This window comes from Musicola keenii, assembly GCF_014855505.1.
Lineage (GTDB): Bacteria > Pseudomonadota > Gammaproteobacteria > Enterobacterales > Enterobacteriaceae > Musicola > Musicola paradisiaca.
The window spans coordinates 171,050-193,136 of sequence record NZ_JAAWVW010000003.1 but is presented as its reverse complement, the minus strand read 5'-3'; the positions used below and the strand labels follow the sequence as shown (position 1 = coordinate 193,136).

Below are 22,087 nucleotides of genomic sequence, written 5' to 3'. Positions count from 1 at the left end.
CGCCTTGTCCCGTTTTCAGGCGATATCGCCATTCATGTAGCGGGACAGGAAATCGTACACTTCCGGCCGGTGGCAATAGGAGACGTTAAACCGCAGCCAGGGCTCCTGACAGGGCTCGACGTGGAACAAGTGGCCCGGCGCCAGCAGGATGCCGTGCTCGGCTGCGGTGCGGGTCATCGCCATGAGATCCACCGCTTTCGGCAGGCAAGCCCACAGAAACGGCCCGCCCTCGGGGCGGTGAAACAGACGCAGGCCGATCCTTTCCAGCCGGTCGCACACGGCGTTTTGCGCCTCGGCCAGCCTGGCCGCCAGGCCTTTGAGGTGCAGATTCCAGCCTTTTTCCGTCAGCATTGACCATAACAGCGTTTCGGTGAGCTCCGAGGTGGTGAGCCCGTGGATCATCTTATAGAGCATCAGTTTCTCATTCAGCGCTTCATCGCAGGCGATAAACCCGGCCCGCAGCTCCGGCGACAGCGTTTTAGAAAAGCTGCCGATATAACAAACCCGGCGCAGCTGGTCTTGGCTGGCCAGCGTCGCCAGCCCGGATGGCGTTAATCCCGCCATCACGTCGTTGTCCACCAGCGTGAAGTCGTAGGTCTGCGCCAGTTGCAGCAGCCGGGCGCTGACCCGCGGATGTAATGATGAACCGGTGGGGTTGTGTAACTGGCTGGTGGTGAAGAACAACTTCGGCCGATGTTGACGCAGCTGTTGCTCCAGCTCCACGAGATCGTAGCCGTCGGGGCTGCGTCGGGCGCCGACCAGATTCAGGCCGAATGCCCGTAATTGGATAAAAAAAGTGCTGTTGCCGGGGGAGTCGACGAAGACGGTGTCGCCTGCCCGGGTCAGGCAATGCACCAGCAGGATCAGCGCCTGCGTGGCGCCGGAGGTGGTCATAATTTGCCGGGCTGGTACGTGGATGGCGCGTCGGGCCAGCACTTGCTCCAGTTGTTGACGCAACGGCAGCAACCCCTGGGGCGAGGAGTATTGCGTCAGGTTATGGGTTTTGTTGCGCGCCAGCCGGGTCAGGGCCTGGCGCATGCCGTCGCCATACAGCCATTGCGGATGGATCCAGCCGCAACCAGCCTTCAGTAATGCGTTGTTCTCCTCGTAAGCGCGTTGGATCAACCATAGCCTGTCCACCTTCACATCGATGCCTGGTTCCGGTTCGACGACGCCGCGCGGCAGCGTATCGCTGACAAAATATCCCCGCCCGGCCTGCGCGACGAGAAAGCCTTCCGCCACTAGCCGGCTATAAGCGTTAGTCACTGTCATCACACTGACGTTGAAAAACTGGGCTTGCTGCCGGATGGAGGGCAGGCGTGTGCCTGGGGCCAATTGCCGTTTTGTAATTTGCCCGGCGATGCGGTCAACAATTTGTCGCACCAGCGGCTGCGTCGATGTCGTATCCAAAAGCCCCATTTTCGTCTCCGATTTGTCGCTTTTTTGTTCTTTTCTGGTGCGAGAGATGCACCGCAATGATGAGTTTTTAAGAAAACGCATTCTGAAGGTGCAAAGCTAACATACTGTTATTAAATATTTTATTTTCACTGTATATATGTGCTTGTCCCATCGGCTCCTATACTGGCGTTGACTGAGCATCCTTGTAAATAGCGTATTCGTTTTCTTAATCATGTGAGGAGATGGCAATGAAGCATGACCGTTTATCCCCGGCGAACGTTTCTTCCCCTGTCCGGCAACGTTTGCCCCTGCTTGGCGCATTGTCTCTGGCCATGATGCACTGGCTTCCCGCCATGCCTGCCGTCGCCGATACGCTGCGTATTGTTCCTGCGTCCAACATCACCGTGCTGGATCCGATATGGACCACCGCTTACGCCAGCCGCAACTTCGGCTATATGGTGTTTGACACTCTGTTTGGCACCGATGCGGGCGGCGCCATCAAACCGCAGATGGTGCAGGACTGGCAAACCAGCGACGACAAGAAAACCTGGACGTTCACCCTGCGTGAAGGCCTGGCGTTCAGCGATGGCGCGCCAGTCACCAGCGCCGATGTGCTGGCTTCCCTGAAACGCTGGATGGCGCGGGATACGTTGGGCGGGCTGATGGCCGGGGCGTTGGATCATGATGAAGTCGTCAATGACCGTACCTTTAAACTGGTGTTCCGCACGCCGTTCGGCCCGGTGCTGGAAGCGCTGGGTAAACCCTCCTCCAACGTACCGTTCATCATGCCGAAGCGGATTGCCGATACCCCGGCGGATACGCCGATCAAGGAGATTATCGGTTCCGGGCCGTATGTGTTTGAAACCGAAAAATTCCGGCCGGGCGAGAGTCTGTGGTTCCGCAAAAACACCGCCTATAAACCCCGCAGTGAGCCGCCATCAGGCACCACGGGCGGTAAACAGGTGTTTGTCGATGAGGTGGAGTGGAAAATCATCCGCGACCCGCAAACGCAGATGAACGCGCTGCTGGCCAACGAAGTGGACATTCTGGAGCAGCCAGCCTTCGAGCAGCTTCCCACATTGGGGAAAACCCCTCATGTGCAGCTGATCAATGCGCAGCCTAATGGCTATCAGTTCATGTTCCGCTTCAACTTCATTCAGCCGCCGTTCAATGACGAGAAGGTGCGACAGGCGGCGATGCTGGCGCTCGGCCAGGAGCCGATGCTGCGCACTCAGGTCGGGCAGCCGCAATACTACCGAACCTGCGCCAGCCTGTTCCCTTGCGGCACGCCTTATGCTTCCGACCCTGGCGCGGCCTTCACCGGCAAAGCTGATCCGGCACGGGCCAAAGCGCTGTTGCAGCAGTCTGGCTATAAAGGCGAGCCCATCGTGCTGTTGCGCCCGACCGATAACGCCACCATCGGCAAGTTGCCGTTGGTCGCTCAGCAGATGCTGCAACAGGCCGGGTTCAAGGTGGAAATGATGAATATGGACTGGCAGAGCTTGGTGTCGCGGCGGGCGAAGAAAGATGCGCCCAACGCCGGGGGATGGAATGCCTTTATCAGCGCCTGGGGCGCGGAGGATATCCAGAATCCGCTGAACAACGCCATGCTGAATGCCACCGGCGACAAGGGCTGGTTTGGCTGGCAGAACGATCCGCAGCTGGAAGCGTTGAAAGCGCGCTTCGCGGCGGCGACCGACGACGCCGAGAAACAGCAACTGGCCCGCGAGATCCAACGTCATGCTTATCAGGTGGTGACGCATGTTCCGCTGGGGCAGTACATGATCCCGGCGGCGGTGCGCGATACGGTCAGCGGCATTGTGCCGGCCGGGGCGCAGGTGTACTGGAATATTCGTAAGGGTAGCGCCCCGAACGCCCAATAGTCATACGGGAGGGTTCCTATGTTGATGTTTATGGCAAAACGGCTGCTCAGTCTGATCCCGGTGCTGATGATTGTCGCGGTGATGGTGTTCATGATTGTACGCCTGACCCCCGGCGACCCGGCGGCGATTATCGGCGGCAACGGCGCCAGTGGTGAAGATTTGGCGCGTATTCGTACCCAGTTAGGGCTGACGTTGCCGTTGTGGCAGCAGTTCGGTATCTGGTGTCAGCACGTCGCCAACGGTGATTTGGGGTACTCCTATTTCCTCAACGCGCCGGTCATCGACCTGATCGGCCAGCGTTTGGGGCCGACCCTGTCGTTGACGTTGCTGACGCTGGTGTTGACCGTACTGATCGCCGTACCGCTGGGGACGTTGGCGGCCTGGAAGATGGGCGGTTGGCTGGATCGGTCGGTGATGGCGTTTTCGGTCGCCGGTTTTTCGATCCCGGTGTTCGTCATCGGCTATGTGTTGATCTATTTCCTGGCGTTAAAAACCTCGTTGTTGCCGGTTCAGGGCTACCAGCCGTTGAGCGCCGGTTTCTGGCCCTGGCTGCTCCAACTGATTCTACCTTGTCTGTCGTTGTCGATTACCTATGTGGCGCTGCTGGCCAGGGTGACGCGCGCGGCAGTCAGCGAGGCGCTGACTGAGGACTACATCCGTACCGCCCGCGCCAAAGGGATTGATGAGTGGCGCGTGCTCACGGGGCATGCGCTGAGAAATGCGGCGGTGCCGGTGGCAACCATTATCGGCGTCAGCGCGGCGTTGTTGTTGGGTGGCGTGGTGGTCACGGAAACCGTGTTCGCGGTGCCGGGGCTGGGGCAGTTGACCGTGGACGCGGTGCTTAACCGGGACTTTCCGGTGTTGCAGGGCGTGGTGCTGTTCTTCGCGCTGGCGTATGTGGTGGTGAATATGCTGGTGGATATCAGCTATCTGGTGCTCGATCCGCGTATTCGCTATTGAGCGCGGGTTGACCTGACCCGGAGACGAGACAATGAATACCCTGAAAAAATTGTGGCGCAACCTGTCGGTACGATGTGGGACGCTGGTATTGGCGCTGTTGCTCTGCTTTGGCGTGTTGGCGCCGGTGCTCGGTACCTTTGACCCCACCACCATCGATTACAACTTTATTTCCGTTGCAGCGGGAACACACGGTGAAGTGACGCTGATGGATGGCCGCACCATTTCTCATCTGTTTCTGATGGGGAGCGACAGCATGGGGCGGGATATTTGGAGCCGGGTGCTGTTCGGTACGCGCATCTCGTTGCTGGTTGGCATTGCGACGGCGCTGATGGCGGTTGCAGGCGGATGCCTGATCGGCATGCTGGCGGGCTATTACCGCCGGTTCGACATGGTGTTGATGCGAGTGGTTGATGGGTTGATGGCGATCCCCTCGGTGTTACTGGCCATCACGCTGGTGGCGATGTTGGGCGCCAGCTTGCCGACCGTGGTGCTGGCGATCGCCATCCCGGAAGTGCCGCGTGTGACCCGGCTGGTGCGTTCGCTGGTGATCAGCCTGCGCGACGAACCCTTTGTGGAGGCGGCCAGAGCGCTGGCGACGCCGTCCATGACCATTCTGTGGCGCGATATTCTGCCGAATTCGCTGGCGCCGTTGCTGGTGCAGGGCACCTTTATCGCCGCCTCGGCCATCATGACCGAAGCCATTCTGAGCTTTCTCGGTCTGGGATTGCCGGCGGATATCCCTACCTGGGGCAACATCATGTCCGAAGGGCGCATTCAGTTTGCGCAGAACCCCGGCAATGTGCTGTTCCCGGCGCTGTTTCTGGTGCCGACCGTACTGGCGTTCAACTTGCTGGGCGATGGCCTGCGCGACGTCTTCGATCCCAAATTCGCCCAACGCGCCTGATGGCCGCTATTCGGAGGAAAACCATGTCTGCCGTGTTCGCTCTCGATTCCGACCCGCAATTGACGCCGATCGCCGCTCCGGCGCTATTGACGATTGATCGCTTGCGCGTGGCGCTGCCGGCTGGCGGCGATCGCGCCGACGCGATAGAAGACCTGTCCCTGATCCTGCATCCAGGGCAAACCCTGTGTGTGGTGGGGGAATCCGGCTCCGGAAAATCGGTGCTGGCCATGACATTGATGGGCCTGTTGGCCAGTGAACTGACCGTGCGGCACGGCACGGTACGACTGGGCGATACCCTGTTGCTGAATCAGGGGCGGTATGCGGCGCCGGCGGTGCTCAAAGCGTTGCGCGGTGCACAGATCGGTATGGTGTTTCAGGAGCCGATGACCGCGCTCAACCCAGTAGTGATTTGCGGGAAGCAGATGGATGAAATGCTGCGTGCGCACAGCCGGATGTCGCGGGATGAGCGCAAAGCGGCGATTCTGGCGATATTCGCCCGGGTACAACTGCCGGATCCCGAACGTATCTACCACAGCTATCCGCACCAGCTCTCCGGTGGCCAGCGGCAGCGCATCGTGATCGCCATGGCGGTGATTCTGCGCCCGCGTCTGCTGATTTGCGACGAGCCGACGACGGCGCTGGATGTCACCACCCAGCGGGAAATTCTCAGCCTGATCCGTGAGTTACAGGAAGAAAATGGCTGTGCGGTGTTGTTCATCACGCACGATATGGGTGTGGTGGCGGAGATTGCCGATGACGTGCTGGTGATGCACTTAGGCGCCGTCGTGGAGCAGGGGGCGGCGGCACAGGTTCTGCGGCAGCCATCCCAGGCGTATACCCGGATGTTGCTCGATTGTGTGCCTGACGGCGTACCGCGCCGCAGCGGCGACAAGCAGCGCGGCACACCGCTGCTGAATGCTGAGGCTGTGGTGAAAAACTATGTCCGTCGGACTTTTCTCGGCCGTCGTCAGACTGTGGCCGCCCTGCGTGACGCCAGCCTGGCGGTGCACTATGGCGAGACCGTGGGCATCGTCGGCGAGTCCGGCTCGGGCAAATCCACCTTCGCCCGCTGTCTGATGCGGCTCATTGACCCGTCATCCGGCGTGATCCAGTGGGGGGAAAAGGCGGTGCAGTCGCTGCCGGAACGCCAGTTATGGTCGCTGCGCTCGCAAGTTCAGATGGTGTTTCAGGATCCCAATCGCTCGTTTAACCCACGGCGTACCGTGGGCTCGTCGATCCGCGAGGGAGCCATGAATTTCGGCTTGAGCCGCGAGAGCGCGCAAGAGCTGGCCGAGACGCTGATGGACCGCATCCGCTTGCCGCGCGAGTCGCTGTCGCGCTATCCGCATCAATTCTCCGGTGGTCAGCGCCAGCGGTTGGCCATCGCCCGTGCGTTGGCGTGTAAGCCGCGCGTGCTGGTGGCCGACGAAGCGGTATCGGCGCTGGATGTATCGGTGCAGCAACAGATTCTGGCGCTGCTGGAAGAGATTCAGCGCGATCTGGGGCTGGGGATGATCTTCGTCACCCACGACCTGCGCGTCGCTGCCCGGTTGTGCGATCGGCTGATCGTGATGCAGCAGGGCGCCATTATCGAACAGGGGCCGACCGCACAGTTGTTTGCGGCACCGCAGCAAGCTTATACCCGCAGTTTGCTACAGGCGATGCCGCGTTGGGTTACGCCATCGAGGGCATGATGGCGTTTAGGACACGACCTGACGGCTACCGTCGTCTGGCGTTGAGTGAAACCTATCCGTTTTACAAGGTACAGGATGCATTAACGATGAAGACTGTGATGAGCTGGGATGAGTGGGCCGCGTGTGATGCGACCAAAATGGCGGAACTGGTGGAGCAAGGAGAGGTCACGCCCACGGAGCTGGCGCAGCAAACGGCGGCTGCCGTTGCCCGGGTTAATCCGCATATCGGTTCGGTGATCGAGCTGTTCGATGACGCCATCGTTGCGCCGGAAACCGATGGTACCCGGCTTGATGGCCCGTTTCGTGGCATCCCTTTTCTGATGAAAGATTTGGGGCCGGGCGTGAAGGGGCGTTTGCAGGAGCAGGGTTCCAAATTCCTGCGGGGCAATCGGCCGGCGGAAGATGCATTTCTTACCACCCAGATCCGCCACGCCGGGCTGAATATTATCGGGCGAACCACGGCGCCGGAGTTTGGCGTGTGCGGTTCGGTGGAGAATCCGGAGATTTATGTCACCCGTAACCCCTGGAACCCCGACTATACGACGTTCGGCTCCTCTGCCGGCGCCGCTGCATCGGTCGCGGCGGGCATCACGCCGCTGGCCCATGCTACCGATGGCGGCGGATCTATCCGTATTCCCGCCGGTTCCCAAGGGTTGATCGGCCTGAAAAGTACCCGCGGGGTGTTCTCCATTGCGCCTGCGCTGTCCGATATCACCGGGTATGTTTCCACCCAGGGCTGCGTCAGCCGTAGCGTCAGGGATACCGCACTGTTCGTCGACAGCTGTCGCGGCGGTGCGCCGGGCGAGTTCATGCCCTACTGGAAAAGCGACGAGGCCTATACCCACATCATCAAAAAAGATCCGGCCCCGTTGCGTATTGCGGTGTCGCACGAGTGGGGGCAGTACCGCGCCGATCCCCATTTTGTGAGTGAGCTGGAGCGGACGGTTCGGTTTTTACAGGAACTGGGTCATCAGGTGGCGTGGGTGACGCCCGATATCGATTTCGATGAGGCATTCCGAGCGCAGACTACCTGTTACATCAGTAATTTTGCGCAGTTCATCCAGCGCCTGCTGGAGAAGCGGGGGTTGTCGGCGCCGCCGGATGATCAGGTTGAGCCCATCAACATCAAAATCTGGCAGAAAGGGATTGATATGTCCTACAGCGATCGCTGGAAAATGCAGGATGTTTTCAATACCACCTCGCGCCGTCTTGGTCGATTCTACGAGACCTGGGACATGATTCTGACGCCGACATTCTCCAAACCGACTCCGCTGATGGGCGAGAAGAAATACCTGACGCTGAGCGATAACCCGGATGTGCTCGACTGGTTCTACACCCTGTGGGATATCTTTTCCTATACGCCGCTGGCCAGCCTGACGGGAACGCCGGGGATTTCGATACCGCTGGCGCGGCAGACATCGGGTGTGCCGCTGGGGATGCATTTCCAGACCCGGCAAGGTAACGACGGCCAACTGTTACAACTTGCGGCGCAGGTAGAGCGTGCGCTGGGCGGCAGTTTCTTCAATCGTGCAGTGCCGGCGGTTCATGTGACTCGTTGATGATCTTGTGGCGGTGACGGGGCCGCTGATGGCGGGCAAATGAGCGGCATGCTAACAACGCGAGATAACACGCTCCGGCATCGGCCGGGGCTACCGACAAGATGCCGGTGTAGGGGGATGGCGGCGGATGCGGTGTCGTGAAGAGTGAACAGGAAGCAAGGCCCGTCAGCACGGCAGGTGATGGGTTAGGTTTCACTTCCCGGCGAATCAGCGCTATTGTGCAGACCATTCGATGCTGGTTTCAGGAGGTATACGTATGCATAACACCTTGACTATCGACGCTGACTGGGTGCGTTTTTCCACACCGGATGTCGTGCTGACGCTAGGATACCGCGCTATTGCCCGCCGTTTTTTCCACCGTGATATCCCGTCGCCCTATGAGGTTGAAATGGCGATCGCCGCCATTGAGGATACGATTCAAGCGACGCCGACGCTGCATCATGTGGCGTCACATTTCGCCTGTGCCGACGGTTATCTGGCTGCCATCGCCCACAGTGCTGGCGTGAACGGGCCGTTGCTGACGCAACAGCAGATTGAGAATGTATTTAACCGGGTGGCGGATGTGATCGCCGGTAGCCCTAAATATCACGATGAGTTCCCGGACGGCGCGGATTTCATCAGCTACCTGGTGATTGTGCGCGAACTGTCGCACCACCTGAATATTCAACAGATAACGCTGACCGGCGCCGCGACATAACCGCTGGCGCGTGCCGCTACGGTTGCCTGCGTTGTGGGATGATCGTTGTGGGATGATCCGCTGTGCCGCGTATCCGGTGCGGGATGAATGATATTTTGATAAGCCTTGCGCGCAGCGTGTTGCGGCGCATTTACCCGATAAACCCGGGGTAGATTGTTGCTCGTGGCGCCTGCGTTGAGTCACGGATTGTTAACCGAAAACATCCAAGTTGGACACCCGCGCTTTACTTTTTTGTGCGCGACATTAACATCGGGGCACATTTCTCAGCCCCAGCGAATTGTGATGATATTTTCCCGTCGCCTGATCACTCACCTGACCGCATATATTGCGATGTTCGCGATGGTGATGCTGTTCGGCGCGCCGATTATCTCAAAACATCTGCAATCCAGCGGCTTACTGGGGTCTGACGCACGTCATGACGGCCGCGATGTCGCGCATTCCGCCATGACGATGCCAGGGATGGATCACTCGTCAATGCATGGTGCGGCGGCAATGGGGGTGGTGACTCCGTCAGTAAGCCCTCATCGACATGATTATCCGGCGCAAGACAGTGCCTGTGATTACTGCGAACTGCTTATCCATGTTCCGCTGTTTTTGTGGGTTTTTACGCCTGAACTTCGGTTTGTTCCTTTCTCCTGCTGGCGTTCGCCCAGCGTTGCTATCGTCGCGCTTTATCTGCGCTTGAGTGCGGCGTTTCATATGCCAAGGGCGCCACCTCGCGTTTCGGTTGGTGGGAAATCGTTATTCATTCACGACGCGGAGTGACCACCTCCGCCGTTGAATCATTTCTGAAAACTGAAACGGTGAGTTATGTCGAATGCTCAGACCAACGCACGGGCGGGTGGTAGTGCGCTGTTTAACCTTATCCGACGTCTGCATTTTTATATTGGACTGTTTGTTGCGCCTTTTATTTTCGTTGCGGCCCTGACCGGCACCTTGTATGTGCTGACGCCGCAACTGGAAAACTACGTGTATCACGATGCGCTGACGGTGATTCCGATGGGTGAAGCCAAGCCGTTGTCGGCACAAGTCGCCGCTGCCCGCCACTATGCGGGTGAGGCGCTGAAAGTTTACGCGGTAAGACCGTCGCCTCAATCGACGGAGACCACCCGCGTACAATTCGTCAGCGGGAGCCTTGGCCCTTCCGAGTCACGCTCGGTCTTTGTCGATCCCTATTCTCTGGCCATTAAAGGCGATATGACCGTCTACGGCACCTCCGGCGTGTTGCCGCTGAGATTGTGGCTGGATCAACTGCATCGTGGGTTGCTGTTGGGTGATCTCGGTCGAAACTACAGTGAACTGGCGGCCTCTTGGTTATGGGTGGCCGCGCTGGGTGGGGTGGTGCTTTGGCGGGGCACTCGCCCGCGCCGAGCAGCGAAAAAGATAAAGGGGCGGTTTGCCGTCTCTCGTCACTGGCATATTACGCTGGGTTTAATACTGGTGATCGGGTTGCTTTTTTTCTCCGTGACCGGGCTAACTTGGTCGCAGTGGGCTGGCGATAATATCGACAAAATGCGTAGCTCGCTGAACTGGCTTACACCACAGGTCGGCACCGATCTCGGTGCTGAAAGCCCCGTCGGAGCGGCCGACCCACACGCCGAACACTCTGCCGGGATAGCCACGCCTATGCCCGGTATGGATAGGGCGGGGATGTCTCATCCGGCAATCGTTAACCGGCCTGATGGCGACTGGGATAAGGTGCTGGACGCCGCCCGGGCGGCAGGAATTTCGGCGCAAAAAGTGGAATTGCGTCAACCTAAAGCAATAGGTAAAGCATGGACGGTAACGGAAGTGGACCGCCGCTGGCCAACGCAGGTAGATGCGGTATCGGTAAACCCGAAAAACTTCACTATCGTCGACCATGTCTGGTTTGAGCAGTTTCCGCTGGCCGCCAAGCTGACCCGCTGGGGGGTGGATGCGCATATGGGGATACTGTTTGGGTTGCCCAACCAGCTCATTCTCGTCTTTTTCGGGCTGGGGCTTTGCAGCATGATTGTGCTGGGTTATCGCATGTGGTGGTTGCGGCGCCCGGCCGTCGCGCGGATGAACCCGCTCGATACGCTTTGCGGCGCGTGGTTGTCATTGACTGTGCTGCAAAAATCACTGGTATTGGTGATTGCGGCGCTGCTGGGGTATGCATTGCCGATCATGGGGATCAGCGTGTTGTTGTTTATGTCGGTGGATATTGGGCGCTGGTGGCGAATGAAGAACCGTTCTGCCGATAACCATGCGTACCCGAATTCGTCTACGCAGTGTGATGGTTAACGGGGGCTTCCCGGATGTATCCCTCTGATTTTAAAAAATATCGAGTGATATACCGTCAGTGAATTCTGGTGGTGCCTGCGCGATCTTGATACGGGCTCGATGCCGCCAAGCAACGTAGTGATGGCGTCTGGTTGTTACGGTTAGGTGAAAGCAGAGGGAGAATCGAGAACGAGCACCCGTTGAAACCGGGTGTTCGTTCTCAGTATTTATTGCTGTTCGCGCTGAGACATCATGAGCGCCAGGTCAACCAGGCGATTTGAAAACCCCCATTCGTTGTCATACCAGGCGAGAATTTTGACCATGTTGCCGCCGATAACCAGCGTCGACAGCCCGTCGATGATGGATGATCGTGGGTCGCCCCGGTAATCGCTTGATACCAGCGGTTCGTCGCTATAGCCCAGAATGCCGCGCAACGGCCCCGCGGCTGCCGCCTGACGGAAGGCATCGTTGACGTCCTGCACGCTAACATCACGTTCAAGCGTAACCGTCAGATCGACTATCGACACCACCGGAACCGGCACGCGCAGCGAGTAGCCTGTCAAACGGCCATCAAGTTCGGGGATGACTTTCCCCAGCGCTTTGGCCGCACCGCTGGAGTACGGCACGATCGACAGCGCGGCAGCCCGTGCGCCGCGGAGATCTTTTTCCGGTTGGTCGTGTAATACCTGGCTATTGGTGTAGGCGTGTGTGGTATTCATCAGTCCGTGCCTGATACCAAATGCCTGGTGGAGTACCTGCGCGGCAGGCGCCAGACCATTAGTCGTGCAGCTACCGTTGCTGACGACATAGTGTTTGTGCGGATCGTAACGTTCGTGATTTACGCCCATCACCACCGTCAAATCGTCGTTCTTACCTGGCGCGGAGATGATGACACGCTTCGCGCCGCCGCTATGAATATGTACCGCCGCTTTTTCACGTTCGGTGAAGAAGCCCGTCGCTTCGATAACGATATCTGCACCTACGTCACGCCAGGGAATGCGAGCGGGATCGCGCTCGCTGAATACGACGATGGGGCGACCCGCGACGCGCAATTGCCCATCGGCGGCTTCTACGGTAACGGGCAGCGTACCCAGCAGCGAGTCGTATTTCAGCAGGTGCGCCAGCGTTTTGCTGTCTGTCAGATCGTTGATTGCTACAATCTGGATATCCGGGTTGTCCAGCGCTGCGCGTAGCACGTTGCGTCCGATTCTCCCGAAGCCATTGATACCGACCTTGACCATGATGAACTCCTTATGTGTTGTCCTGGAGTTACTGTAGGTCGCAGGTCTTTTGGCGTAAATGACAAAAAAGGATCACTTTACGCCATTTTGCAGCAGTGAAAGCGTTGGCGATATTCTCCCGGCGTCAGGTGGAGCTGTTTCTCAAAGATACGGCGGAGGTTGATGCTGTTGCCAAAGCCCGTTTGCAGGGCAATGTTGTCCAGCGTATCGGTGGTTTGCTCCAGACGCTGCCGGGCGGCGGCAAGGCGCGCTTCGGCGACATAGCGTGCCGGAGAAACACCGGTTTCACGGGTAAAAACGCGGGTGAAATTACGTGGGCTCATGGCGACTTTTTCCGCCAGCGCTTCAACGCAAAGGTCGGCTGTGATGTTTTCAAGCAGCCATGCCTGTAAATCGCTGATCGGGCCGGAGCCGTTGGGTTGCTGTAAATGGTAACGACTGAACTGTAACTGGCCGCCGGGGCGGCGCAGATACATCACCAAGTCTTGAGCGACATCGCGGGCAAGGCTAAAACCGTAGTCCTCCTCAACCAGTGCCAGCGTCAAATCAAAACCGGAACTGGCTCCGCCGGATGTCCAGATCGGGCCATCCTGAATATACAGCGGCCCGCCTTCAACTTTTACATTCGGGAAGGTTGACTGCATGGCCTCCAGCAGTCTCCAGTGCGTCGTCGCCCGCCGTCCGTTGAGCAGCCCGGTCTGTGCCAACAACATCGCACCGCCGCAAACTGAGGCAATACGGCGTGCGTGAGGCGCAGCGAGGCGCAACCAGTCGACGACGGCGACGTCTTCCTGTTCACTTTGCCCCCGCCCGGTAATGATGACCGTGTCGAGTGGTTCGCGAGGGTCCAGTTCATGAAGGCGATGATCAGCCAGCAGGTTTAACCCCGATCTTCCGTGGATCACCTGATGCGGTTGCGTTGTCGCGATATCGACCTGGTAGCGCGGGCGCGCTAAACCTTCCGCATACAACTGATTCGCCTGTATCAGAATGTCGGCGATACCGGTGGATTCGAATAGCAAGCCGCCGTCGGGAACGATAATAAGGATTTTTTTCATGTCCTGAAAAGTAAGCCTTTAGCAAAATAAGTCAACAGGGAAGTGGGGGGATTTTACCAAAATGGATCGCGCTGTTGATGGGGTGAGCAACCTGGCGGTTATCCATGGCGGGCAGGGCTGGGAGATATCACAGTAGCGGTGGTTCTATCGCCATGCAGCGTCCACTGCATGGCTTAACATAAACTCAACGCCGCATGCTGCGGTTTTATGGGGTTTCAACGCTTCCCACTCTGGCTTTGAGGGCGCGTGAACAGTAGCCCCAGCACTATCAGCGTGATCAACAGGAGCCAGCCTGGTACATCGCTTTGAGTCGTGTCCCGCAACAATCCCAACGCTGGCGTCACGAGCACAATGGCGACCTGGTTGACCGCCATGGACAACCCCAACGCAAAGCCGGTTTTTTGCGGTGGCGCCGACTCAGCCACGTAGGCAACCCAGGGGCCGTACCAGCCAAAACCGAAAAACCCCAGCCAAGCCAGCAGCAACGCGACCGGCAGCGGCGAACTTACCGGTAGCCAGATCAACGCCAGCAAACCCACGACAACGGCAATCATGCACACAAATACCGGGAAATAACGCCCCGATTTGCAGTGGTCGCTCCATGCCGCCAGCAGGATGCGCCCGATAGCACCCGCGATTTGTCCTACAAATAGCAATGATGCTGCCAGGGCCACCTCCATCTGTAACCGATCATGTAAATAGAGCACCGTGAACACCAAAATGCCGTACTGTGCCGATACCAGACTGCTCCCAGAGATCATGATGTTCTTCATTGAAGGATCAGTCAGCATGTGTAATCGCAGTATGGCGCCTTTCCATAGGCTCCCTGTGGTGGTTTGCGTCGCGACATCACGCATGTGAGGTGAGCGGTAGAACACGATAAAAACCAGCGCTCCGACAAGCGCGACCAGCCCTCCGACCAGAAACGAATATCGCCATCCCCACTGCGCTGCGGTAAACGGCAGGATCGCCGCAGCCAGAGCCCCGCCCAGCGGCAGCCCCGCCTGGCGGATACCCATGGCAAAACCCCGTTGCTGCTTGTCGAACCACCGCGCCACTGATTTGCTGCCGCCAGGCTGAGCGGTGCTATAACCGGCACCCACGACGATCAGGAACATGAGTATCGAAGAGTAGCTACCGGCCAGCATGGCAGCCATCAATGCGCACGCAACCACCAACGTGCCGATACCCACCACAAGGCGCTCGCTATATCGATCCAATAGCTCGCCTGCGACCAGCAGCCCAACGAGAGGCACCAACTGCGCTGCCGACACCAACAAGCCAATCTGCATGGCGCTTAAGTGGAGTTCGTGCTGAATATAGACGGCGATCGTCCCGATACCCTGTACAAAAAAACACGCGCAGGCCTGAGCCAGGGTCGCAATGGCCAGAATCACCCATCGGTAGCTTGTATTGGCTGTGGAAACCATTGTGTTCAAATCACGTCCTCATCGTGTTGGCGGGTTGTAACCAGGACTGTACTCGGGATCCCGTTGACCGCGCGCGGGTGGTGCCATCTTCATTAACTGATTTGGCGTCGAGCCATGGCTGAACCCTTGCGGCAATGACGTTGTGAATCGCCATGGATAATATGGATACGTCCGGGCCGTTGATAATAATGGCTTTTATGCTCTATCACTGGCATTTGAGCGCTCGGGCTATGCCGACGCTTACTGTTATAAAACATTTCGAGGTCATCAAAAATATCTCTGCGGGTTTCTTTCCGCGTTCCGTAGCGATTTTTCTTTATCCATCCTTGTTTCGGTCACAGAAAAACGCTTCACCAATCGACGGTTGTGTACTGAATGCCCTGAACCGGGGAAACCGTGAGACTCGGCGATACGACAACATTGGGGTGTCGGCTATCGTGAAAAAGAGTGGCAGATGCTGGTATCAATGACGGGGGAATATGCCCGATGAAGACGAGGTGAAAACTCCTCGCGGTGCGGTAGCAAAGGGATGGTATCATTGCCAGCTTATCTCATCTGGAATTTTCACCGTGACCTCATTTGCTGAACTGAACGCGCTTCCTGCGGAACAACTTACCACCCTTAACGCGCTGGGCTACCTGACCATGACCCCGATTCAGGCGGCGGCGTTACCGGCGATCCTCGCAGGAAAAGATGTCCGCGCGCAGGCGAAAACCGGCAGCGGCAAAACCGCTGCTTTCGGTCTGGGCCTGTTACAGCATCTTGATGCCGGGCGGTTCAATACCCAGTCGCTGGTGTTGTGCCCGACCCGTGAGCTTGCCGATCAGGTTGCCAACGAACTGCGCCGCCTGGCACGCTACATGCCGAATATCAAGGTGCTGACGCTGTGTGGCGGCGTACCGTTCAGCATCCAGCGCGATTCGCTGACCCATGCTCCCCACATCATTGTCGCTACACCGGGCCGACTGTTGGATCACCTGGAGAAGGCGACCGTCAACCTTGATGCCCTGCAGACGCTGGTGCTGGATGAAGCGGATCGCATGCTTGATATGGGATTCGCTGACGCCATTGATGCGGTTATCGCCCATGTACCGGCCCAGCGACAGACGCTGCTGTTTTCCGCTACCTGGCCGGACGCCATTGCCGCTATCAGTCATCGTATTCAGCACGATCCGTTGGTTATTGAAATCGACACGGTGGATGAACTGCCAGCGGTTGAACAGCAATTCTATGAGGTTTCCCGCAGCGGTAAACTCGATCTGCTGCAGAAACTGCTGAGCCGAGAACAGCCCGCGTCCTGTGTGGTGTTCTGCAATACCAAAAAAGATTGCCAGGCGGTATACGATGCGCTGACTGCCAGTAGCCAGAGCGTGCTGGCGCTGCACGGCGACATGGAACAGCGTGACCGCGATCAGACACTGGTGCGCTTTGCCAACGGCAGCAGCCGCGTGTTGGTGGCCACCGACGTTGCCGCGCGCGGGCTGGATATCAAAGCGCTGGAGATGGTGGTTAACTTCGAGCTGTCGTGGGATCCCGAAGTGCATATTCACCGCATCGGCCGTACCGCCCGCGCCGGTGAAAGTGGGCTGGCCATCAGTCTCTGCGCACCGGAAGAGGCCCAGCGCGTCAATGCGCTCGAAGAAATGCTCAATATGAAACTCAACTGGCACCCGCTGCCGACCGGGCTGAGCATCACCCCGCTGGAGGCTACGATGGCGACGCTGTGCATCGACGGCGGCAAGAAAGCCAAAATGCGTCCCGGCGATATTCTGGGGGCGTTAACCGGTGACATGGGGCTGGATGGCGCTGATATCGGAAAGATTGCCATTCACCCGACCCATGCCTACGTGGCCGTGAGGCAGTCGGTGGCGCGCCATGCGTGGAAGCAGTTGCAGCAGGGGAAAATTAAAGGCAAAGCGGTGAAGGTTCGGTTGCTCAAGTAGGGCGCTCAGTGGAAGGCCAATCTGCCGTACTCTCGCGGATACTGAAGCGCAGAAAATATACATCTGCGCTTCAGAGCGGTTGCGGTCATTCTTAGTATGCAATCTGGATGATCGGCAACTAAAAAAATCCACGCAGCTGCGTGGATTTTATGAAGTTTTTCAGTCTTCATGCGATTCGGTGAAACCGCGTGAGACAACAAATTTTAGACGTTAAACAAGAAATTCATCACATCGCCATCTTTAACGATGTACTCCTTGCCTTCTGAACGCATTTTGCCGGCTTCTTTCGCACCCTGTTCACCTTTGTACGCGATGAAATCTTCATACGCGATGGTTTGGGCGCGGATGAAACCTTTCTCGAAGTCGGTATGGATTTTACCGGCGGCCTGCGGCGCGGTGGCACCGACCGGGATGGTCCAGGCGCGGACTTCTTTTACGCCCGCGGTGAAGTAGGTTTGCAGGTTCAGCAGCTCATAGCCTGCGCGGATCACGCGGTTCAGCCCCGGCTCTTCCAAGCCCAGTTCCGCCATAAATTCCTCGCGCTCTTCATCGTCCAACTCGGCGATATCCGATTCGACGGCGGCACACACCGGCACCACTACGGAGCCTTCTTTAGCCGCGATGTCGCGTACCTGATCCAGGAAGGGGTTGTTTTCGAAACCGTCTTCATTGACGTTGGCAATGTACATGGTGGGTTTCAGCGTCAGGAAGCTCAGGTAGCGGATGGCTGCTTTCTCTTCCGCACTCAGATCCAGCGCCCGCAGCATCCCGGCGTTTTCTAACTGAGGCAGACATTTCTCCAGTGCCGCCTGCTCAATTTTAGCGTCTTTGTCGCCGCCTTTGGCTTTCTTCTGCACGCGATGCAGAGCACGTTCACACGTGTCCAGATCCGCCAGTGCCAGTTCGGTATTGATGGTGTCGATGTCATCGGCAGGGCTAACTTTACCCGCGACGTGAATGATATTTTCGTTCTCAAAACAGCGAACAACGTGGCCGATGGCTTCGGTTTCACGGATATTGGTCAGGAACTGGTTGCCCAGGCCTTCACCTTTGGACGCACCCTTTACCAGACCGGCGATGTCAACGAATTCCATGGTGGTTGGAACTACGCGCTGGGGATTGATGATTTCTGCCAGCTTGTCCAGACGCGGGTCTGGCATTGGCACGACGCCGGTGTTCGGTTCGATGGTACAAAACGGAAAGTTGGCCGCTTCAATACCGGCTTTGGTCAGCGCGTTGAACAGAGTAGATTTACCAACGTTAGGCAGCCCAACGATACCGCATTTGAATCCCATGTTTATATCACCTTAAATAACGTAACTTGCAGGTTGTAGAGAAAACAGCCTGACATAATGTGAAATCTGCGTCGATTATACACGTAACAACGTGGTAACTCGATCCGGCTTTCTACCGCCGCTTTCTGTATAGCCAAACGATCAGGAAGCCTTGAAGGCGTGCAGACGGTTCATCGCCCGAATCATATCTTCTTTCATCAGCACCTCGGTGCAACGCACCGCTTCATCGATCGCCTGATCGATCAGCGTTTGTTCAGGGGCAGAGGGTTTGCCCAGTACGAAGCCGACCACTTTGTTTTTGTCGCCAGGGTGGCCGATGCCGATGCGTAACCGATGAAAGTTGGGGTTGTTGCCCAGCTTGCTGATGATGTCTTTCAAACCATTGTGACCGCCGTGGCCACCGCCCAGTTTGAGTTTCGCCACGCCGGGCAGTAAATCCAGTTCATCGTGCGCGACCAAAATTTCTTCGGGCTGGATACGATAAAACGTTGCTATCGCCGCAACCGCTTTGCCGCTCAGGTTCATGAAGGTGGTGGGAACCAGCAGGCGAACGTCTTGCCCCGCCATTTGCAGGCGAGAGGTATAGCCAAAAAATTTGCTTTCTTCTTTAAGTGGCTGCCGATAGGCCTCGGCGAGTTGGTCAACGTACCAGGCCCCTGCGTTGTGCCGGGTGGCGGCATATTCTGCGCCGGGATTGGCCAGACCTACAATTAACTTGATGCTACTCACTTATCGGATTCCAGAATTGAGCGTTACGGTGTAACGCAGTCAAGGAGACATTTATCGGGCGACAGTTTACACGCCGCAGTGAGAATCACCAATAATGCGCCGCGAATGTCGCGGATAACGAAAGGCTGAAGGAGAACGTAGCAAAATGTGCCATTAACTGTGATCGCTTCCGCAATCGGGTTATAGCCGCCTGCCTATAATGTCATCACACCAGAGAAATACGCGGCACTTTCGTATTAACGATTTCAACTGAATATTTCTGGAGGTGAAATATGAAACGTCGGAATGCAATAACAGTAGGCAATATATTTATGGGTGTGGGGATGCTGCTCATGGTAATTGGTATCGCCTATGCTATTGCCAGTCAGTTACCTGAGCTGAATTTACCCGGCTCATCCACCTATATGGAATTAGTCGCCATTTTTGCCGGCGCTATCTTGTGGTTGACTGGTGCTCGCATTGGCGGTCATGAGACTGTGTCCGACCGTTACTGGTGGCTAAAACATTTCGATAAACGCTGTCGGCGTGAACGTCATCCTTAATGGGCGATTAATAGAAAATTAAGCCGCGCAGCTTGCTGGCGATGACTTGAGCGTCAATTAAGAGTATCGAATTATCCAATCTGGATAATTCGATAATTTTTGTGCCAATGCTGATATCCGCCATGCTTTACGTTGTCGGCGTGCTGGTTTTATGACGCGGTTCATTTCTGGGCTTCATCGCTTTGGAGCCGTAGCCTGTGATGTTTATATCGCTTCTGGCAGAGTTGTCTGTTCATTCAGGTCATTGACGTGAGTCAACTCTTCAGGATTCATTGAATTATCAATTTCCTGCAACCCGAATTAATTGTGGCATAGAGACATTTTGTTTCGCCGTATCAGCAACCTCATCTTTCGATTTGCCGTAGGGAATGTTCGACGGGCAATAATATTGGCTCGAATTCAGCGTATCAGGGAAGGCGACAGCCCGTGCCGTCAATGCCTGCTGATCGGGAAGTGGCGGTATCGATGGCGCCATCCACTGGGTGAGTGAAACGGCGATTTCTGAGGCGTGTCGCGTGATCCAATAACACCCCCCGATAAGACCTCGGGGGGCATTCTGCTGGGAATATCAATGCTCAAACATGGCGGAGATGGACTCTTCGTTGCTGATGCGACGAATCGCTTCCGCCAGCATGCCGGACAGTGTCAGCGTGCGTACATTCGGCAGGGACTTGATTTTTTCCGACAGCGGGATGGTATCGCAGACAATCACTTCATCAATAACCGAGTTCTTGATGTTCTCGTGTGCGTTGCCTGAGAAGATCGGGTGAGTGGCGTAGGCGAACACCCGCTTCGCCCCACGTTCTTTCAACGCTTCCGCCGCTTTGCACAGCGTACCGCCGGTGTCGATCATATCGTCGACCAGAACGCAGTCGCGACCGGCGACATCACCGATGATATGCATGACCTGTGACACGTTGGCGCGTGGACGACGTTTGTCGATGATCGCCATGTCGGTGTCGTTCAGCAGTTTGGCGATGGCGCGAGCGCGGACTACGCCACCGATATCAGGAGAAACCACGATCGGGTTGTCCAGATTCTGCTGCAGCATGTCCTCTAACAGGATCGGGCTACCAAAAACGTTATCTACCGGAACGTCGAAGAAGCCCTGAATCTGCTCGGCATGGAGATCAACGGTCAATACGCGATCCACGCCAACGCTGGAAAGGAAATCAGCAACAACTTTCGCAGTAATCGGCACACGCGCTGAGCGAACGCGACGATCCTGGCGGGCGTAGCCGAAATAGGGCATGACCGCAGTAATTCGTCCTGCAGAAGCACGGCGAAGCGCATCGACCATTACCACCAGTTCCATCAGGTTGTCGTTGGTAGGGGCACAGGTGGATTGGATGATGAAAATATCACCGCCACGTACATTTTCGTTGATTTGTACGCTGACTTCGCCGTCACTGAAACGACCAACGGCAGCGTCGCCCAGGCCAGTGTACAAACGGTTGGCAATACGTTGTGCTAGTTCCGGTGTTGCGTTACCAGCAAAAAGCTTCATATCAGGCACGAGAAGAACCTCAAGCTTGCGTCCAGAGAAATACCCTATCCGGCGGGGTGACACATGCCATGATAGGGTATGCATACGGGTGTATGGATAAAAGGCTCGAAATCACGGTAGCGGTGACTTTCATGCGCCTTCTGATAGCCCGGAAAGCCGTTGTTGCAACGGGGAGATATTCGCGCCGCGGGCAACAAACCCGGTCATTCTTTCCGGAACCCGGTCTAGCACCTGACGTGCAGCGGACTCGGTGTCGAATTCAGCAAACACGCAAGCGCCGGTGCCAGTCAGGCGCGCCGGTGCGTATTCTAACAGCCATAAAAGTAGCTCTTCAACCTCACGAAAACGTTTTCTTACTACAGTTTCGCAATCATTACGGAAAGGTTGTGTGAGTAGGCGATCCAGCGGCATAACCGGCGTGTCACGTTTAAGATCCTGATCTTTAAATATTAATGGTGTTGATATGTGTACGCCGGGATGTATAACCAGATACCATTTTTCTGGCGGTGATACGGGGATCAGAACGTCCCCCACGCCCTCGGCAAATGCCGCATGTCCATGAATGAAAACAGGAACATCCGCACCTAACGCAAGCCCCAGCTCCGCCAATGTTTTGGCGGATAACCTACTGTTCCACAAATAATTCAGCGCCCGTAATACGGTGGCTGCATTTGATGAGCCGCCGCCTAAACCGCCACCCATCGGTAGTCTTTTTTCGATGGCGATATCTGCTCCGGCGTAAGGAAGATGGTGCTGCTGACAATGAACCTGTAACAGGCTGGCCGCGCGGACAATCAGGTTTTGTTCATCCGGTACGCCGTCAATGGGGGTGTGCAAAAGGATGCGACAATCTGGCCTGGGGGTGATCGTCAGCGTGTCGCCATACTCTAGAAATTGGAACAGTGTTTGCAGATTGTGATAACCGTCGGCGCGGCGCCCGGTGACGTACAGGAACAGATTCAGCTTAGCCGGGGACGGCCATTGCGTGATTGTCGCTTGCATG

Annotated in this window: 18 protein-coding genes; 10 read left to right on the top strand and 8 right to left on the bottom strand. The window is 56.9% G+C overall.

What is annotated here, in order from left to right; translation table 11 throughout:
- Window positions 1-15 precede the first annotated feature (15 nt).
- Window positions 16-1,419, bottom strand: a complete 1,404-nt coding sequence (locus HEP82_RS04570; protein ID WP_192456998.1) for an aminotransferase-like domain-containing protein — start codon at window positions 1,417-1,419, stop codon at window positions 16-18.
- A 227-nt stretch (window positions 1,420-1,646) separates the two neighbouring features.
- Here HEP82_RS04570 and HEP82_RS04565 point away from each other — a divergent pair, with 227 nt between their 5' ends.
- From HEP82_RS04565 to HEP82_RS04530, 8 genes are all read left to right on the top strand, one after another.
- On the top strand, window positions 1,647-3,281 hold the full coding sequence (locus HEP82_RS04565) for an ABC transporter substrate-binding protein (RefSeq protein WP_192456997.1): 1,635 nt from the start codon (window positions 1,647-1,649) through the stop codon (window positions 3,279-3,281).
- 18 nt (window positions 3,282-3,299) lie between these two features.
- Window positions 3,300-4,241: an ABC transporter permease gene (locus tag HEP82_RS04560; RefSeq protein WP_192456996.1), complete on the top strand. Its 942-nt coding sequence runs from the start codon at window positions 3,300-3,302 to the stop codon at window positions 4,239-4,241.
- Window positions 4,242-4,272: 31 nt separating this feature from the next.
- Window positions 4,273-5,145 carry an ABC transporter permease gene (locus HEP82_RS04555; protein ID WP_192456995.1) on the top strand — a complete coding sequence of 291 codons (873 nt, stop codon included), beginning with the start codon at window positions 4,273-4,275 and terminating at the stop codon, window positions 5,143-5,145.
- Between the two features lie 23 nt (window positions 5,146-5,168).
- Window positions 5,169-6,839, top strand: a complete 1,671-nt coding sequence (locus tag HEP82_RS04550; RefSeq protein ID WP_192456994.1) for a dipeptide ABC transporter ATP-binding protein — start codon at window positions 5,169-5,171, stop codon at window positions 6,837-6,839.
- Window positions 6,815-8,398 carry an amidase gene (locus HEP82_RS04545; protein WP_225622317.1) on the top strand — a complete coding sequence of 528 codons (1,584 nt, stop codon included), beginning with the start codon at window positions 6,815-6,817 and terminating at the stop codon, window positions 8,396-8,398. Before HEP82_RS04550 ends, HEP82_RS04545 begins: the two co-directional genes overlap by 25 nt.
- A gap of 256 nt (window positions 8,399-8,654) precedes the next feature.
- On the top strand, window positions 8,655-9,095 hold the full coding sequence (locus HEP82_RS04540; RefSeq protein WP_192456993.1) for a hypothetical protein: 441 nt from the start codon (window positions 8,655-8,657) through the stop codon (window positions 9,093-9,095).
- Window positions 9,096-9,377: 282 nt separating this feature from the next.
- Complete coding sequence (locus tag HEP82_RS04535) at window positions 9,378-9,860, top strand: DUF2946 domain-containing protein (RefSeq protein ID WP_192456992.1); 483 nt, start codon at window positions 9,378-9,380, stop codon at window positions 9,858-9,860.
- Window positions 9,861-9,905: 45 nt separating this feature from the next.
- Window positions 9,906-11,360, top strand: coding sequence for a PepSY-associated TM helix domain-containing protein (locus tag HEP82_RS04530; RefSeq protein ID WP_192456991.1), 1,455 nt, complete (start codon window positions 9,906-9,908; stop codon window positions 11,358-11,360).
- Between the two features lie 206 nt (window positions 11,361-11,566).
- Here the strand turns inward: HEP82_RS04530 and gap are convergent, their stop codons facing one another.
- From gap to HEP82_RS04515, 3 genes are all read right to left on the bottom strand, one after another.
- On the bottom strand, window positions 11,567-12,580 hold the full coding sequence (gene gap, locus HEP82_RS04525) for a type I glyceraldehyde-3-phosphate dehydrogenase (protein ID WP_192456990.1): 1,014 nt from the start codon (window positions 12,578-12,580) through the stop codon (window positions 11,567-11,569).
- Window positions 12,581-12,657: 77 nt separating this feature from the next.
- Window positions 12,658-13,638, bottom strand: a complete 981-nt coding sequence (locus HEP82_RS04520) for a GlxA family transcriptional regulator (protein ID WP_192456989.1) — start codon at window positions 13,636-13,638, stop codon at window positions 12,658-12,660.
- Between the two features lie 215 nt (window positions 13,639-13,853).
- Entirely contained in the window at window positions 13,854-15,068 is a 1,215-nt protein-coding gene (locus HEP82_RS04515; protein ID WP_192457105.1) for an MFS transporter, read from the bottom strand.
- Between the two features lie 569 nt (window positions 15,069-15,637).
- On the opposite strand from HEP82_RS04515, the gene dbpA reads away from it, so the two are divergent.
- Window positions 15,638-17,011, top strand: a complete 1,374-nt coding sequence (gene dbpA, locus HEP82_RS04510; protein ID WP_192456988.1) for an ATP-dependent RNA helicase DbpA — start codon at window positions 15,638-15,640, stop codon at window positions 17,009-17,011.
- A gap of 203 nt (window positions 17,012-17,214) precedes the next feature.
- Here dbpA and ychF read toward each other — a convergent pair whose 3' ends face one another.
- On the bottom strand, window positions 17,215-18,306 hold the full coding sequence (gene ychF / locus HEP82_RS04505; RefSeq protein ID WP_192456987.1) for a redox-regulated ATPase YchF: 1,092 nt from the start codon (window positions 18,304-18,306) through the stop codon (window positions 17,215-17,217).
- Window positions 18,307-18,447: 141 nt separating this feature from the next.
- Complete coding sequence (gene pth / locus HEP82_RS04500) at window positions 18,448-19,035, bottom strand: aminoacyl-tRNA hydrolase (RefSeq protein ID WP_192456986.1); 588 nt, start codon at window positions 19,033-19,035, stop codon at window positions 18,448-18,450.
- 272 nt (window positions 19,036-19,307) lie between these two features.
- Here pth and ychH point away from each other — a divergent pair, with 272 nt between their 5' ends.
- On the top strand, window positions 19,308-19,577 hold the full coding sequence (gene ychH / locus HEP82_RS04495) for a stress-induced protein YchH (protein ID WP_012765461.1): 270 nt from the start codon (window positions 19,308-19,310) through the stop codon (window positions 19,575-19,577).
- A gap of 568 nt (window positions 19,578-20,145) precedes the next feature.
- Here the strand turns inward: ychH and prs are convergent.
- Both prs and ispE read right to left on the bottom strand, forming a co-directional pair.
- Entirely contained in the window at window positions 20,146-21,093 is a 948-nt protein-coding gene (gene prs / locus HEP82_RS04490) for a ribose-phosphate diphosphokinase (RefSeq protein ID WP_012765462.1), read from the bottom strand.
- 120 nt (window positions 21,094-21,213) lie between these two features.
- Window positions 21,214-22,086 carry a 4-(cytidine 5'-diphospho)-2-C-methyl-D-erythritol kinase gene (gene ispE / locus HEP82_RS04485; protein WP_192456985.1) on the bottom strand — a complete coding sequence of 291 codons (873 nt, stop codon included), beginning with the start codon at window positions 22,084-22,086 and terminating at the stop codon, window positions 21,214-21,216.
- Window position 22,087: the final 1 nt, after the last annotated feature.

Bases quoted from the DNA above. Each gene is read 5' to 3' on its own strand.
- HEP82_RS04570 (WP_192456998.1), bottom strand. From the start codon at position 1,419: ATGGGGCTTTTGGATACGACATCGACGCAGCCGCTGGTGCGACAAATT.
- HEP82_RS04565 (WP_192456997.1), top strand. From the start codon at position 1,647: ATGAAGCATGACCGTTTATCCCCGGCGAACGTTTCTTCCCCTGTCCGG.
- HEP82_RS04560 (WP_192456996.1), top strand. From the start codon at position 3,300: ATGTTGATGTTTATGGCAAAACGGCTGCTCAGTCTGATCCCGGTGCTG.
- HEP82_RS04555 (WP_192456995.1), top strand. From the start codon at position 4,273: ATGAATACCCTGAAAAAATTGTGGCGCAACCTGTCGGTACGATGTGGG.
- HEP82_RS04550 (WP_192456994.1), top strand. From the start codon at position 5,169: ATGTCTGCCGTGTTCGCTCTCGATTCCGACCCGCAATTGACGCCGATC.
- HEP82_RS04540 (WP_192456993.1), top strand. From the start codon at position 8,655: ATGCATAACACCTTGACTATCGACGCTGACTGGGTGCGTTTTTCCACA.
- HEP82_RS04535 (WP_192456992.1), top strand. From the start codon at position 9,378: ATGATATTTTCCCGTCGCCTGATCACTCACCTGACCGCATATATTGCG.
- HEP82_RS04530 (WP_192456991.1), top strand. From the start codon at position 9,906: ATGTCGAATGCTCAGACCAACGCACGGGCGGGTGGTAGTGCGCTGTTT.
- gap (WP_192456990.1), bottom strand. From the start codon at position 12,580: ATGGTCAAGGTCGGTATCAATGGCTTCGGGAGAATCGGACGCAACGTG.
- HEP82_RS04520 (WP_192456989.1), bottom strand. From the start codon at position 13,638: ATGAAAAAAATCCTTATTATCGTTCCCGACGGCGGCTTGCTATTCGAA.
- HEP82_RS04515 (WP_192457105.1), bottom strand. From the start codon at position 15,068: ATGGTTTCCACAGCCAATACAAGCTACCGATGGGTGATTCTGGCCATT.
- ychF (WP_192456987.1), bottom strand. From the start codon at position 18,306: ATGGGATTCAAATGCGGTATCGTTGGGCTGCCTAACGTTGGTAAATCT.
- ychH (WP_012765461.1), top strand. From the start codon at position 19,308: ATGAAACGTCGGAATGCAATAACAGTAGGCAATATATTTATGGGTGTG.
- ispE (WP_192456985.1), bottom strand. From the start codon at position 22,086: ATGCAAGCGACAATCACGCAATGGCCGTCCCCGGCTAAGCTGAATCTG.